Genomic DNA, 13,647 nt, shown 5'->3' with positions numbered 1-13,647 from the left:
CCGCAAAGAGCCAAAGGAGACCCGCCATGCACTGCGTCTTTGTCCAGCTGCGCTGCAAACCCGGCACCACCTACGCCGTCGCCGACGCCATTGCCCTGCGCGAGATCCATTCCGAGCTCTACTCGACCTCCGGGGAGTATGACCTGCTGCTCAAGCTTTACATCCCTGAGGATCAGGACGTGGGCAAGTTCATCAACGAAGAGCTCTTGCACATCGACGGAATCGAGCGATCGTTGACGACGCTGACGTTTAAGGCGTTTTAGACCCGCACCATCGTCAGCAGCTCATACGTCGCGAGCAAATCACCCTCCTGATCGCGCAGGGACACCGCCCAGCGCACCTCACCGTACTCCTCCGTCCGGGGCGTCTTTGCCATCACCGTCAGATGCACGGTCAACTCGGTCCCGGCGGGCGCGGGCTTCATAAACCGCAAGTTATCGAGGCCGGTGTTGGCGAGCACGGGGCCCTCATCCGGGTCGACAAAGAGCCCCGCGGCGAAAGACAACAGCAAATAGCCATGCGCCACACGGCCGGGAAAGAACGGGTTTCGCGCCGCTGCCGCCTCGTCCATATGCGCATAGAACGTGTCGCCGGTGAACGTCGCGAAGTGTTCGATGTCTTCGAGCGTGATTGTCCGTGACGGCGTGACCAGCGTCTCGCCAATCTCAAGCTCGGTAAAGGTCCGGCGGAAGGGGTGCTGCGGGCCGTGGTGCGTTTTGGCGCCGGTCACGTGGACGCCGCCGATTGCGCTCAGGATGTCCGGGGAGCCCTGCACAGCCGTCCGCTGCATGTAGTGCATGACGCCGCGAATACCGCCCAGTTCCTCGCCTCCGCCTGCACGTCCCGGACCGCCGTGCACCATGTGCGGGAGGGGAGAGCCGTGGCCCGTCGCCTCCTCCGCCGCGTCATGGTTCATGAAGTAGAGCCGCCCGTTCCAGGCGGCGCTTTCGGCGACCGTCTGCTGCGCGACTTTGCCGTCGCGGGTGAAGACCGACGTGACAAGGCTCCCTCCGCCGCGGTTCACCAATTGGGTGGCGTGGGCGAGGTCCGAGTACACCATAAGCGTCGCGACGGGGCCGAAGGCTTCGGTGTCGTGGATGCGCGTTGCGATGTCCGGGTCCGCGCAATGCAAGAGGATCGGCGGGACGAAGGCGCCGGCCTCGGGGTCTGCGCCGAGGAGGTCGAAGTTTGCAGGATCGCCAATGACACGGGTGGCTTCGGTCTCGAGCGTGGCGAGCGTCTCCAGCACGTCGCGCTTTTGCGCGGCCGAGACGAGCGCGCCCATGCGGACGTCATCGCGGTCAGGTGCGCCCAGCGTCACCTTTGAAAGCCGCGCGCGCACGGCGTCGATCATCGCCTCGGCATGAGCCTCCGGCACCATCACCCGGCGGATTGCGGTGCATTTCTGGCCCGCCTTAGCAGTCATCTCGCGGGTGATCTCGCGGGCGCAGAGGTCGAACTCGGGACTGCCGGGCACTGCATCCGGGCCGAGGACGGTGGCGTTGAGGCTGTCCTGCTCGGCGATGAACAGCGCGCCGCGCTCGGTGAATGCGGGATGGCTGCGCAGCTGACGCGCAGTGGCAGCGGAGCCGGTAAAGCTCACCACGTCCTGCGCGCCCAAGCCGTCGATGAGACTGCCGAGAGAGCCGCTGACCAATTGCAACGACCCCTCGGGGAGAAGGCCGGAGGCCAGCATCTGCCGGACGCATTCTTCGGTGATGTAGGCGCTGGCCGTCGCCGGTTTGACGATGGCTGGCACGCCCGCCAGCAAAGTCGCGCCCAGCTTCTCGAGCATCCCCCAGACCGGGAAGTTGAAGGCGTTGATGTGCAGCGCAACGCCCTGTTTCGGCACGCAGATGTGCTGGCCAAGGAATGTCCCCTGCCGCGAAAGCTGCTCTACCGCGCCGTCCCGGTAGACCTGCGCATCGGGCATCTCCCGCCGCCCCTTCGAGGCGTAAACAAAGAGCGTGGCGATGCCGCCGTCGATGTCGATCTTGGCATCGCTCAGCGTCGCGCCCATGTGGTGCGAGAGGCGGTAGAGCTGGTCCTTGTGCTGATCGAGATGCAGCGCCAGCGCCTTGATCCGCCGCGCCCGGTCATGGAACGTGCCGGCGCGCATGGCAGGACCACCGACCTTGCGCGCGTGATCGAGGATCACGGCATCCGGGCCCTCCCCCGAGGCGACGGCAAAAGGCGCGCTGGTCACCGCGTCAGCAACTTCGCGGAGTTTGCCGCCCGGCGCGTGCCACGCGCCTGCGAGGAATGAGTCGATCTGCCGCATGTGGCCGCCTCCCGTTTGGCGCGCATCTAGCCAGAGCGCGTGGCCGGCGAAAAGCCCTCTCACCGCTGAGGGCCTTGCATCTTGGCCGCCCTACCTTCAGCAAGAGGCACAAAGGAGCGCGCCATGATCGAGAGCACCCCGGGACCGATGGACCCAGACCTTTTGAACGAGGTGCGCGGCAAGTTCGCCCACGTGGACGCCTGCCCCTTCACCGGACCGCGGGTTTTCTTTGAAAACGCGGGCGGCGCGCTGACGCTCAACTCGGTGGTAGAGACGTCCGCGCAGTACGCCGCGATCCCAGACAACCAGGGGCGCGACAACCCGGCATCCAAGGCGCTGATGGACGTGATCGCCAAGGGGAAGGAAGACATGCGCACCTTCTTCAACGCGCCAGACGGTCAGGTTTTTGTCGGCGAATCAGGGACGGAGGTGCTGTTCCGTCTGGTACGCGCGGCGGCGTTTGCCTCTGCCGGGGGCGGCGTGATGCTGGGCTCGACGCTCGAGCACCCGGCCTCCCGCAGTGCGATGCACCACTGGGCCTCGCGGACGGGGCGGGAGCATGTGCTGGTGCCGCATGACGATGCAACTGGCACAGTCACGGTGGGCGCATACCGCGCGGCGCTGACGCCGGAGGTGCGGGTTGCGACGATCGTGGCGACCTCCCCTGTGACCGGCAAGGCGGTCGACGTGAGTGCTATCGCGAATGCCATCCGCACCGCCAGCCCTGACTGCCTCATCGTCGTCGACGGCATCCAGCATGCCAGCCACGGGCGGGTCGATGTCACGGGCGTCGATGGCTACGCAGTCTCGCCGTACAAGATGTTCTCCCGCCACGGCTACGGCGTCGGCTGGGCGTCCGAGCGGATGGAAGCAGGCGCCGAGGCGCTGCAAGGCACCGCGCCAGGCACGTGGGAGCTTGGAACCCGCGACACGGGCGCTTATGCGACGTTCTCGGACGTTGTGGACTACCTGCGCTGGCTCGGCGCCGAGACCGGCGGGACAGGGGACGACCGCGCGCTGATCGAGGCGGCGGCAGACGCCATCCACGCGCAGGAAGCGGCGCTCACCGACGCGATGCTGCACGGCACCGGCAACCACCCGGGCCTGACCCAGATCGAGGGCGTGACGCTGATCGGCGGGACAGGCGCGCGGGAGGGCGTGATCTCGCTCACGCTGGACCGCATGCCCGCGGCGGCACTGGTCGATCACCTGAACGCGCGCGGCATCCGCACACATATCCGCAAGAACGACCATTATTGCGGCAACGTGCTGGGACCGCTCGGGCTCGAAGAGTGCATCCGCGTGAGCTACAGCCACTACAACACGCACGCCGAGGTCGTTCAGTTCCTCGACGCGATGGCGGAGGCCGCACGGTAGCTGTTGCCTTTGCCTGGCAATCGCGGCAAGCTGTGTCCACTTAACTTGACACATCTGAACCGCGAGGCTGGCCATGCGCCTGATACTTCTGGTGATCGTCCTGGGCGTCTACACCGGCGGCTATGCCATGGTGCGGTTCCTCAACTCCGCCGAAGTCGACGGTCAGACGGTCGTGTCCTTGCCGTCTGATCCCGGGGCGGTGCGCGCGATCTTTGGCCCGGCGGCCTGGGTGGACAACCTGATCACCGGCGCCACCGTGGAACAAGTGTCACGCAACTGACACCTTTACGCGCGGCCCCGGCTTTCTTATGTATCTGGTCAGGAATTGACCCCGCAGGTATATGATGAACGATGCGTCACACCCCGTGGAAGGCACGCCGCTGATTGCCCCTTCCTCCACCGATCACCCGCTCTACGACGCGGTCGTGGAGGCGTGCAGGACCGTCTATGACCCTGAAATCCCGGTGAATATCTACGATCTGGGGCTGGTCTACACGATCGACATCAACGCCGAAAACGAAGTGAAGGCGGTGATGACCCTCACCGCGCCCGGCTGTCCCGTCGCCGGCGAGATGCCCGGCTGGGTGGCAGAGGCGATCGAGCCTGTGGCTGGCGTCAAGCAGGTCGACGTCGAGCTCACCTGGGAGCCGCCCTGGGGCATGGACATGATGTCCGACGAGGCGCGGCTGGAGCTGGGGTTCATGTAGATGGCCGTCACCGCCGAAGAAATCGCCTGGGCGCGGGAGGTCTTTCAGGAGGTCCCCGATGTCACCACGCGCAAAATGTTCGGCGGGCTTAGCCTCTACTCCGAAGGCACGATCTTTGCAATCATCGGTCCCGACGAGGAGCTGCTGATCAAGGCCAAGGGCGATCTGGCCGAGGCCCTCGAGGCCGAGGGGTCGCACCAATGGGTCTATGACGGGCACAAGGACAGCGGCAAGAAACCGACCGTGATGCCCTACTGGAGCCTGCCCGACAGCGCGCTCGACGATCCCGAAGAAGCCGCAATGTGGGCGCGCCGGTCGCTCGCGCAAAACGCCTGAACCCTCGAAAAGGAGGCGCACGATGTTCAACATTCCCGGCAAGCAAGCCGTGACGCTCACCCCCGCCGCTGTGGCGCAGATCACCAAGCTGATGGCCAAGGGCGGCCATACCGGCCTCAAGATCGGACTCAAAAAAGGCGGCTGCGCGGGCATGGAATACACCATGGACTACGTCGACGAAGTCTCTGCCAACGACGAGGTGATTGAGCAGGACGGCGCCCGCGTGCTGATCGCGCCCACCGCGCAGATGTTCCTCTTCGGGACCGAGATCGACTACGAGACGGCCCTTCTCGAATCGGGGTTCAAGTTCCGCAACCCCAACGTCGAAGACGCCTGCGGCTGCGGCGAGTCGATCAAGTTCAAGGACGTCTCCGAACTGACCCTGCCGGAGTGATCCTGAGATACCTCAGCAGTTGAAGACGCCGCCGCTTGCGTTCCCAGCGGCGGCGACTGCGCAGGCGCGACGCGTAGAGCGCGGCCTCGCTGCGTGGGTGCGGGCGGCTGTCGGCGGGCAATCTGACATAAAGCGGGTTCATTGCGCATCCTTTCCATTCTGGAAGTCACGCTTACGTTCCGCCAAATGATGCTGCATATATAGAGCATGAATTCGCGACACGACTTTCGAAAATGAAAGACCTGGCCTCTCTCGACGACCTGTTCCTGTTGCTGGCGGTTGCCGACAAGGGCGGCCTGTCGGCAGCCGCACGCGCCACCGGCACCAGCCTGCCAACCCTCAGCCGCAGGATGACCGCGCTCGAAACCCAGCTTGGCCTGCGCCTCTTTGAACGCGGGGCGCAGGGCTACCGTATCACCTCCGAGGCCCGGCAGGTGCTCGAAGCCGCACGTCCACTGCAAGCTGTTGCAAGCCGCGTCGCCAGCGCCGCAAGCGGGCCGGAGCCCGTCCGCGTGCGCCTTACCGCCGGTGTCTGGACGTCCCACGCCCTCGCGCTCGCCCTGCCCGCCACACGGACCGAGCTTTGGTCGCTCGAGTTTCTCAGCTCCAACGCCATCATCGACGTTGCCCGGCGCGAGGCCGACATCGGTATCCGCAACATCCGCCCCGAACAGCCCTGGCTCGCCGCGCGCCGCACCGGCACGATCCGCTATGGCGTCTACGCCGCGCGCGACGCCGCCCTTCCCTTTGCCACACGGCCAGCTGCCAGCGGCATGACCCGCTCCGAACGGTGGCTGCGCGAAGCGCACCCCGACGCATCTTTGACGCTCGTGAACGACCCCCGGCTGGGGCTCGATCTGGCCCGTGCAGGGCTGGCCCGCATCGTCCTGCCGCGTTTTGTCGGCGACCCGGACCCGGCGCTGCACTGCCAATCCGGCACGATCGACGCGCTGACCCATGACGAGTGGCTCGTCTCGCACCACGACGCCCGCCACGACCCTCCGATCCGCGCCGCGCTCGACGCTGTAGGAGCGGTCCTGCGCGCTCGCGCAACTCCAACCTAACCTCGGCCACCAACGCAGCCTACCTTGACCTCGCGCGGATGCTTTGGGATGACGATGGCGCCTCACACCGGACAGGAGCCCTCACATGCGCCGCAAGATCGCCGCAGGCAATTGGAAGATGAACGGCCTCACCGCCAGCCTCACCGAACTCGATACGCTGGCCGCACGGTTCCCAAAGCCCGGCTGTGACGTGCTGATCTGTCCGCCCGCAACCCTGATCGCGCCTGCCAAGGCACGCGCGGGCAGCATCGCCATTGGCGGCCAGGATTGTCACACCGGCGTCTCAGGCGCGCACACGGGAGATGTCTCGGCTGAGATGCTCGCAGACATCGGCGCCAGCCATGTCATCGTCGGACACTCCGAAAGGCGCGACGACCACGGCGAGAGCTCGGAGCTGATCGAGGCCAAGGCCGAAGCCGCCTGGCGCGCCGGCCTCACGGCCGTCATCTGCATCGGCGAGAGCCTCGCGCAGCGCGAGGCAGGCGAGACCTTGGACGTGCTGACCGAGCAACTGGCGCAAAGCACCCCGGACGGCGCAACAGCCGCCAACACCGTGATCGCCTACGAACCCGTCTGGGCCATCGGCACGGGCAAAGTCCCCACGCTCGCGCAGATCGGTGAAGTCCACGACGCCCTCCGCGGCCAGCTCGAGGCGCGCTTCGGCGCCGAAGGCACCGGCATCCGCCTCCTCTATGGTGGCTCCGTGAAACCCTCGAATGCCGCCGAGATCTTCGCCGTCTCCAACGTCGACGGCGCCCTTGTCGGCGGCGCCTCGCTCAAGGCAGACGACTTTGGCGGTATCATCTCGGCGCTAGAGGCGGCCTAGACGCAACCTTACAGCGCCTTTGCCCTACGATCCGGGCTCCGCAGCCTTTGCGGCGGCAGCGGCGCGCTTGGCCTCGGCCTGCTCCGCGGCTTTGACCGCAAGCTCGGCGTAGGTGTCGTTCAGCCCCTTGATCGCGCGCACCTTCCCGTGCCCGTTCAGGATCGCATCGTAGGTCTGGCCGGTGGTGATCTTGCGCCAATCGTCATAGGGCAAGGTGTGCTCAACAGCCCGCGCTGCCTCGCCGTCCGCCGTTCCAAACGTTCGAAAAGAGATCGCATAGGTGATGGTCGGGTCCCCGGAGGTACGCTCGCACCCTGCGACAGGTCCGCTGTCAGAGCATAACTTGCCTGCCGCAATGCGCGGCATCGGCCGTTCGCGCAGGCCGTCTTCCTCAAGCGGAGGCAAAGCGTCCCAGCGCATGATCTTGTAGTCATACTGCGTACGGTAGACGTGCGTCTCGCCGACTTGCACCTGAACGTCATGCGAACAATCGTACGTGACGGGCGTGCCGTACTGAAGCCCGTCCGCATCCGTCACCAACTCGTTGCGCGTACAGGTCTTGGCCACGCGCCGGGTCTCGTACACCGGGTCCGTGCGGTGGATCACCTGTTTGGACGTGACATCGAAAGCCCCCTCGGGCGGTTCGCGCAGGCTGCCTTCGCGCGCCTGCATGGTCTCTTCGTGCAGCGCATAAACCTCGCGTGGCTGATGGAAGCTCCAAGTCGCCGTCATTGCAAGGAGTTGCGCAGGCACCAGTTCAGCGCTCTTGGTCGCATAGCCATAAGCCGCCACGACGCCAAAACCGATAAGGACTGCGCCGCCAACCTTGTTCGAAAAAGTGTCGCCACCGCCTCCGGCGGCATTTGCACCTGGCGTCCCTTTGGCGGCTGCGCGTTTGGCCTCTCTGGCGCGCCGATCTGCGTCTCGCCGCGCCGCCGCATTGGCCGCGTTCTGCCGAGCAATCTGATTGGACCAGGCGAGTGATGCCGCGTCTGTGTTGCTGAGACCCCAGTTTCGATAGTCAGACATCTTGCGCCCCTTCGCTCAGCGTGACTCAGCATGCGCCGAACGAGGTCAAAAGTCCAACGGCGGCGTAGGATGGGTGCTTGCACCCATCACCGTCTAGAAAAAGAGCGCCATGCCGGTCATCGACACGATCAGGAAGAGGATCGTCATGATCCCGCCCGACCGGACAAAGTCGATCACGCGGTAGCCCGCGGGCCCCATGATCAGTGCGTTGACCTGGTGCGTCGGGATCAGGAACGAGTTCGAGGTCGAGATCGCCACCGTCAGGGCAAAGATCGCCGGATCGCCCCCCGCGGCCACGGCGATCGACACCGCCAGAGGCACCAGCAGCACCGTCGCGCCGACGTTTGACATCACCAGCGTGAACGCGGTGGCCAGCACGGCCAGCCCCGATTGCAACGCCCAGAGCGGCCAGCCGTCGAGCAGCGCGAGGACGCCTTGCGCAATCCACTCGGCCGTCCCCGTCGATTGCACCGCGTGTCCCAAGGGAATGAGCGAGGCAAGCAGGAACACTGTGTTCCAGCCCACCGCCTCGTACGCCTCGTCGATCGACAGCACCTTGCTCAGGATCATGCCCACCGCGCCGACCAGGAGGCACAGCGACAGGCGCACGTCGGTAAAGAGGATCAGCGTCAGCGCTACCGCGAAGAAGGCCAGCGCCCAGCCGACCTTGTGCGGGCGCAGCTCCTCCTGTGGAAAGTCCGAGGTCACCACGACAAAATCCCGGTCCCGCTTGGTGCGCGTCAGCCTGTCCCACTGGGTGTGCACCACCAGCGTATCCCCGGCCTGGAACGGCACCGCGCCGATATGGGTGGCCTCGTGGTCCTCGGTCTCCACGTGGCTCATCGTCTCTTCACCGCGGTGGATGGCGAGCAGCGACATGCCGTGCGACTGGCGCAGGCGGATGTCGATGGGGGCCTTGCCGATCACGCTCGAGCCGGGCGGGACCACGACCTCCGCCACACCCGATTGCGTCGGAGCAAAGTCGTCGGCAAAGACATCGAGCGCCGGCAGGATCGTCAGGCCATAGGGATCGGCGAATTCGTCCTCCACCACGCGCCGCAGGCCCAGCACCGCAAGCCGCGCGGGCGCCTCGATGCGTGTGTCCGACATCGGCGCGATGACCTTCTTGCCGCGGTAGGACGTGCCGAGGATGTACATGTGGTGCGCCACCATCATGTCGGTCAGCGTCTGCCCGATCAGGATCGAGCCCTCGGGCACCTCCACCTCGAACATGTCCGCCTTCAGCCCGTAGGTCTTCTGGATATACGCCTGCATCGTCTGCGCCGAGGAGGCGTCACTGCCGCGGTCGCGCTTGTTCGGCAGCACCCATCGGCCGAAGATCACGAAATAGAGGATGCCCGTCGCCACCAGCATCAGCCCCACCGGGGTGACAGCAAAGAGGCCGAACGGTTCCATCTTTTCGCCGGCGGGCAGCATCTCGTTGGCGCTCAGGATCAGGTCGTTGAGCAGGATGAGCGGCGAGGAGCCGACCATCGTGATCGTCCCGCCGAGGATCGCGCAAGAGCCCATCGGCATCAGCAGCCGCGAGAGCGGGATGTTTGTCCGCGCCGAGATGCGGGAGACCACCGGCAGGAAAAGCGCCGCCGCGCCGACGTTCTGCATGAACGACGAAATGATGCCGACGACGCCTGACACGATGGGGATGATGCGCCCCTCGGTGGTGCCGCCCTTCTTCATGATGAGGGCGGCGACCTTGGACATGAGCCCGGTCTTGTCGAGCCCCGCCCCGATGATCATCACCGCGATGATCGAAATGACTGCGTTCGAGGCGAACCCGTTGAAGAGCTGCGTGACGTCGGCCAGGTTGCCCAGCCCCGGCAGGTAGCTGAGCGCACCGAGCAGCACCATGACCGACACGGCGGCCACGTCGATGCGCACGATCTCGGACACGAAAAGCGCCACGGTCAAGCCGAGAAGGGCCAGAACGGCCATCATCTCGAAGGTCAGGGTGATCGGCTCCACGTGCCTCGCCTCGCGCATGTTTTTTGCCAGTATGCATAACAGTTTGACAGCCGTGTGGCATCCCCAACCGGCGCCACGGAATGAGTCCAGTTCGGCGCGGGTGGACGTTCGGTGAGGCCGCGTTTCCTTTGTGCTACGAAGGGCGCGAGGTCGGGTGCGCTAGGTCAGCACATCGACGGGCCGCGGCGCGTCGATCCAGCCGTAGTTCCGAGCGCCTTTATGGTGGCCAAGTCCGGACGACCTCGGAGCGGAGCACTGGCGTCAACGTATCGACGGACCGTCACGCCAGAGGCGTGCCAATCATAGACGGCGCACCTTTGGTGCGACGAGGCGGTCCGTCGATGTGCGGCGCCTGCGGCTTGATTCCACACGAGGGCATTGATCAGCCATAAGAAAAAGGGCGGCCCGAGAGCCGCCCTTGCAAGCCATGCCAAGGGCACGGCTACTTCGTTATGATCTCCGGTCCCATGAACGTATTGGGCAGGTACGTGCTGAGCCAGGGGATATACGTCACCATGATCAGGAAGACGAAGAGCACCGCGAGAAACGGCAGCGCTGCACGCACCACCGCCATCATCGGCATCCCTGCCACCCCCGAGGTCACAAAGAGGTTAAGACCCACGGGCGGCGTGATCATCCCGATCTCCATGTTCACCACCATGATGATGCCGAGGTGGATCGGGTCGATGCCAAGCTCGATCGCGATGGGAAAGACCAGTGGCGCCACGATCACCAGAAGGCCGGACGGCTCCATGAACTGACCGCCGATCAGCAGGATGATGTTGACGATGATCAGGAACATGACCGGACCGTAGCCGGCCTCCAGCATCGCGCCGGCGATGGCCTGCGGCACCTGCTCGTCGGTCAGCACGTGCTTGAGGATCAGCGCGTTGGCGATCACGAAGAGCAGCGTGACCGTCAGCTTGCCCGCGTCGAACAGCGTCTTTTGCGTGTCGGGGTGCACCAGCGCCGTCACCAGCGCCCAGGGCGCGCGCAAGAGGCTCTTGTTCGGTGCGCCATCCTTGCCCGCGAGCGGGCCCATGTCCCGGTAGACAAAGCTGGCGATCAGGAACGAATAGACCGCGGCGACGGCTGCCGCCTCCGTCGGGGTAAAGACACCGCCGTAGATGCCGCCCAGGATGATGACGATCAGCATCAGACCCCAGAGCGCATTGAGGAAGGAGGCGCCGATCTCGCCCCAGCCCTTCCACTCGCCCTTCGGCAAGTTCTTGACCTTGGCGATGACGTAGATCGTGACCATCAGCATGAAGCCCGCCAAAAGGCCAGGGATCACACCCGCGAGGAACATGCGCCCGACCGAGACCTCGACCGCGGCGGCGTAGACGACCATCACGATGGAGGGCGGGATCAGGATGCCGAGCGTGCCGGCGTTGCAGATGACGCCCGCCGCGAACTCCTTGGTGTAGCCGACCTGGCGCATCCCGGCGATCACGATGGTGCCGATGGCGACCACGGTGGCGGGAGACGAGCCCGACAGGGCGGCAAAGAGCATGCAGGCAAAGACGCCCGCGATGGCAAGCCCGCCCGGCAAATGCCCGACGCAGGCGATGGAAAACCGGATGATCCGCTGCGCCACGCCGCCCGTCGTCATGAACGACGAGGCGAGGATAAAGAACGGGATGGCAAGCAGCGTGAAGTGCCCCTGGAACGCCTCGAAGAGCGTGCCGGCCACCGACGCCAGCGAGGACGAAGAAAAGAGCAGAAGGAAGATCGTGGAGCTCAGCCCCAGCGAAATGGCAATCGGCACGCCGATGAGCAAAAGCCCGATCACCATGGAAAAGAGCAGGATGACGTCCATTACTTCGCCTCCTCGGCTGCATGGGATTTCCGCAGCTCATCGAGCTCTTCCTCGACCTCGTGCGAGGCGACGAGGAGCGTGATATCCCCTTTCCACATGGCCACCGCGGCCTGGGAAAAGCGGAAGAGCAGCAGCGCCATCGAGAGCGGCAGCACCACGTAGGGCACGACCCGCGGGATCTTCTCGTAGCTGTCACCGTAGTTGATGAGGTCCTCGAGAAAGCGCAGCGGCGCGATCATCGGGATGTCGAGCGTCTCGTAAAAGCTCTGGCTGCGGAAGCGGTCCTCTAACCCGGTCGGGAACCAGCGGCCAGAGGTGGGCGGCAGGTCCGCAAAGACCGCCCAGTAGTCGTAGGCGCCTTTCAGCAGGAAGACGCAAAAGAGGATGCAGCACGAGACGGCAATCAGGCCAAGGATGCGGCGCACGGGCGGCGCGCAGAGGTTGACGACGGCGTCGACGCCGAGATGGGCGCTTTTCTTGACCGCGTAAGAGGCGCCGAGCAGCACCAGCCAGGCGAACATGAACACGGTCAGCTCGAGCGCCCAGAGGATGTTGGCATTGAACACGTAGCGCGCCACCACATTGGCAAACGTGAGCGCGGTCATCAGACCGAGGAGCGCCGCGATCAGCGTCTCCTCGATGCGGTCGGTGAACGAGGGTCTCTCGGCCATCGGCCTTCCTTCCAGATGTATGGGACGAAGTTGCAAAAAGGGCGCGGCATCGCGTGGACCCGCGCCCTTGATGGATGATGGTGCGATCAGGCCGCGTGGTGCGGCCTGCCAGGCCTTGCGGGCCGTCGGGGCTTACGAGCCGGCGTTGATCGCTTGCGCGGCGTCGATCATGTCCTGACCCACGTCACCCTCGAACTGCGCCCAGACCGGCTTCATCGCGTCGACCCATTCCTGGCGCTGCTCGGCGGTCAGGCTGCGGATTTCGCCGCCGGCCTCGATGATCGACGCCTTGGCGCCTTCGTTCACCGCAAAGGCTTCGGCGTTGCGCGTGGTGGTCACCTCGTCGAGGATCGTCAGGAACTGCTCGCGCGCGCCTGCGTCCATGTTGTCGAGCCAGTCGACCGAGGCCACGACGAGGTAGTCGATGATGCCGTGGTTGGTCTCGGTGATGCCGTCCTGCACCTCGAAGAACTTCTTGCCGTAGATGTTCGACCAGGTATTCTCCTGCCCGTCCACGACGCCCTGCTGGAGTGCACCGTAGACTTCGGAGAAGGCCATCTTTTGCGGGCTGCCGCCGATCGCTTCCATCTGCGCGACAAGCACGTCAGAGGATTGCACGCGGAACTTGAGGCCGTTGGCATCGGTGGGCGAGATCAGCGGCACGTTGGCCGACATCTGCTTCATCCCGTTGTGCCAGAACGCAAGGCCCTGCAGGCCGCGGCGCTGCATGCTGTCCTTCATCGCCTGACCGGCCTCGGAGGCCTGGAACGCGTCGACGGCGTCGATGTTCTTGAACATGAACGGCAGATCGAAGAGGCGGAACTGCTTGGTGAAGGTTTCGAATTTCGACAGCGACGGCGCGGCGAGTTGCACGTCGCCCTGCAGGATCGCCTCGAGCACCTTGTCGTCGTTGTAGAGCGTCGAGTTCGGGAACACCTCCATGCAGGCGGTGCCGTCCATCTCGGTGTTCACGCGCTCCATCAAGAGCGAGGCGGCGATGCCCTTGGGGTGCTTGTCGGTGTTGGTCACGTGGCTGAACTTGATGACCATCTCGCCCGCGTCACACGCGGCGAAGGCGGCGGTTGCGCTCAATGCCAGCGCGGTGGCGGCGGTTGCCAGGTATTTCATGTCCCATCCTCCCATTGATTGACATGTGTCAG

14 protein-coding genes are annotated in these 13,647 nt (G+C 65.1%); 8 read left to right on the top strand and 6 right to left on the bottom strand.

Annotation, left to right across the window (positions count from 1 at the left end; translation table 11 throughout):
- Positions 1-26 precede the first annotated feature (26 nt).
- Positions 27-263 carry an Lrp/AsnC ligand binding domain-containing protein gene (locus ACU0B3_RS17780; protein ID WP_446262224.1) on the top strand — a complete coding sequence of 79 codons (237 nt, stop codon included), beginning with the start codon at positions 27-29 and terminating at the stop codon, positions 261-263.
- Here the strand turns inward: ACU0B3_RS17780 and paaZ are convergent.
- A complete protein-coding gene (gene paaZ / locus ACU0B3_RS17775; protein ID WP_446262223.1) occupies positions 260-2,281 on the bottom strand; it encodes a phenylacetic acid degradation bifunctional protein PaaZ in 2,022 nt (673 codons plus the stop codon). The genes ACU0B3_RS17780 and paaZ overlap by 4 nt on opposite strands.
- A 123-nt stretch (positions 2,282-2,404) precedes the next feature.
- Between paaZ and ACU0B3_RS17770 the strand changes: the two genes are divergently transcribed.
- The 7 genes from ACU0B3_RS17770 to tpiA all read left to right on the top strand — a co-directional run bounded on the left by ACU0B3_RS17770 (position 2,405) and on the right by tpiA (position 6,985).
- Positions 2,405-3,658: an aminotransferase class V-fold PLP-dependent enzyme gene (locus ACU0B3_RS17770; protein WP_446262222.1), complete on the top strand. Its 1,254-nt coding sequence runs from the start codon at positions 2,405-2,407 to the stop codon at positions 3,656-3,658.
- Positions 3,659-3,731: 73 nt separating this feature from the next.
- The gene (locus ACU0B3_RS17765) at positions 3,732-3,938 is read left to right on the top strand and encodes a hypothetical protein (RefSeq protein ID WP_446262221.1); all 207 of its coding nucleotides are present in this window, start codon (positions 3,732-3,734) and stop codon (positions 3,936-3,938) included.
- A 64-nt stretch (positions 3,939-4,002) separates the two neighbouring features.
- The gene (locus ACU0B3_RS17760; protein ID WP_446262220.1) at positions 4,003-4,365 is read left to right on the top strand and encodes an SUF system Fe-S cluster assembly protein; all 363 of its coding nucleotides are present in this window, start codon (positions 4,003-4,005) and stop codon (positions 4,363-4,365) included.
- The gene (locus ACU0B3_RS17755) at positions 4,366-4,701 is read left to right on the top strand and encodes a TfoX/Sxy family protein (RefSeq protein WP_446262219.1); all 336 of its coding nucleotides are present in this window, start codon (positions 4,366-4,368) and stop codon (positions 4,699-4,701) included.
- A gap of 22 nt (positions 4,702-4,723) precedes the next feature.
- Complete coding sequence (locus ACU0B3_RS17750; protein ID WP_446262218.1) at positions 4,724-5,095, top strand: HesB/IscA family protein; 372 nt, start codon at positions 4,724-4,726, stop codon at positions 5,093-5,095.
- 233 nt (positions 5,096-5,328) lie between these two features.
- Positions 5,329-6,159 (top strand): LysR family transcriptional regulator, encoded by an 831-nt coding sequence (locus ACU0B3_RS17745; RefSeq protein WP_446262217.1) that lies wholly within the window; start codon positions 5,329-5,331, stop codon positions 6,157-6,159.
- 85 nt (positions 6,160-6,244) lie between these two features.
- Positions 6,245-6,985: a triose-phosphate isomerase gene (tpiA, locus tag ACU0B3_RS17740; protein ID WP_446262216.1), complete on the top strand. Its 741-nt coding sequence runs from the start codon at positions 6,245-6,247 to the stop codon at positions 6,983-6,985.
- A 24-nt stretch (positions 6,986-7,009) separates the two neighbouring features.
- Here tpiA and ACU0B3_RS17735 read toward each other — a convergent pair whose 3' ends face one another.
- The 5 genes from ACU0B3_RS17735 to ACU0B3_RS17715 all read right to left on the bottom strand — a co-directional run bounded on the left by ACU0B3_RS17735 (position 7,010) and on the right by ACU0B3_RS17715 (position 13,615).
- Positions 7,010-8,014 (bottom strand): hypothetical protein, encoded by a 1,005-nt coding sequence (locus ACU0B3_RS17735; RefSeq protein WP_446262215.1) that lies wholly within the window; start codon positions 8,012-8,014, stop codon positions 7,010-7,012.
- A 93-nt stretch (positions 8,015-8,107) separates the two neighbouring features.
- Positions 8,108-9,997 carry an SLC13 family permease gene (locus tag ACU0B3_RS17730; RefSeq protein ID WP_446262214.1) on the bottom strand — a complete coding sequence of 630 codons (1,890 nt, stop codon included), beginning with the start codon at positions 9,995-9,997 and terminating at the stop codon, positions 8,108-8,110.
- A gap of 442 nt (positions 9,998-10,439) precedes the next feature.
- Positions 10,440-11,816, bottom strand: a complete 1,377-nt coding sequence (locus ACU0B3_RS17725; RefSeq protein ID WP_446262213.1) for a TRAP transporter large permease — start codon at positions 11,814-11,816, stop codon at positions 10,440-10,442.
- A complete protein-coding gene (locus ACU0B3_RS17720) occupies positions 11,816-12,487 on the bottom strand; it encodes a TRAP transporter small permease (RefSeq protein ID WP_446262212.1) in 672 nt (223 codons plus the stop codon). Before ACU0B3_RS17720 ends, ACU0B3_RS17725 begins: the two co-directional genes overlap by 1 nt.
- A gap of 132 nt (positions 12,488-12,619) precedes the next feature.
- Positions 12,620-13,615 carry a DctP family TRAP transporter solute-binding subunit gene (locus tag ACU0B3_RS17715; RefSeq protein WP_446262211.1) on the bottom strand — a complete coding sequence of 332 codons (996 nt, stop codon included), beginning with the start codon at positions 13,613-13,615 and terminating at the stop codon, positions 12,620-12,622.
- Between the last annotated feature and the right edge of the window lie 32 nt (positions 13,616-13,647).

The sequence above is a fragment of the Pseudaestuariivita sp. genome (genome assembly GCF_052825805.1).
The sequence above is the reverse complement of the archived record's forward strand: the minus strand, read 5'-3'. Positions and strand labels throughout refer to the sequence as shown.

Excerpts from the sequence above, each read along its gene's own strand:
- ACU0B3_RS17760 (WP_446262220.1), top strand. The coding sequence starts at position 4,003 with ATGAACGATGCGTCACACCCCGTGGAAGGCACGCCGCTGATTGCCCCT.
- ACU0B3_RS17735 (WP_446262215.1), bottom strand. The coding sequence starts at position 8,014 with ATGTCTGACTATCGAAACTGGGGTCTCAGCAACACAGACGCGGCATCA.
- paaZ (WP_446262223.1), bottom strand. The coding sequence starts at position 2,281 with ATGCGGCAGATCGACTCATTCCTCGCAGGCGCGTGGCACGCGCCGGGC.
- ACU0B3_RS17770 (WP_446262222.1), top strand. The coding sequence starts at position 2,405 with ATGATCGAGAGCACCCCGGGACCGATGGACCCAGACCTTTTGAACGAG.
- ACU0B3_RS17720 (WP_446262212.1), bottom strand. The coding sequence starts at position 12,487 with ATGGCCGAGAGACCCTCGTTCACCGACCGCATCGAGGAGACGCTGATC.
- ACU0B3_RS17780 (WP_446262224.1), top strand. The coding sequence starts at position 27 with ATGCACTGCGTCTTTGTCCAGCTGCGCTGCAAACCCGGCACCACCTAC.
- ACU0B3_RS17725 (WP_446262213.1), bottom strand. The coding sequence starts at position 11,816 with ATGGACGTCATCCTGCTCTTTTCCATGGTGATCGGGCTTTTGCTCATC.
- ACU0B3_RS17715 (WP_446262211.1), bottom strand. The coding sequence starts at position 13,615 with ATGAAATACCTGGCAACCGCCGCCACCGCGCTGGCATTGAGCGCAACC.
- ACU0B3_RS17765 (WP_446262221.1), top strand. The coding sequence starts at position 3,732 with ATGCGCCTGATACTTCTGGTGATCGTCCTGGGCGTCTACACCGGCGGC.
- ACU0B3_RS17755 (WP_446262219.1), top strand. The coding sequence starts at position 4,366 with ATGGCCGTCACCGCCGAAGAAATCGCCTGGGCGCGGGAGGTCTTTCAG.
- ACU0B3_RS17750 (WP_446262218.1), top strand. The coding sequence starts at position 4,724 with ATGTTCAACATTCCCGGCAAGCAAGCCGTGACGCTCACCCCCGCCGCT.
- tpiA (WP_446262216.1), top strand. The coding sequence starts at position 6,245 with ATGCGCCGCAAGATCGCCGCAGGCAATTGGAAGATGAACGGCCTCACC.
- ACU0B3_RS17745 (WP_446262217.1), top strand. The coding sequence starts at position 5,329 with ATGAAAGACCTGGCCTCTCTCGACGACCTGTTCCTGTTGCTGGCGGTT.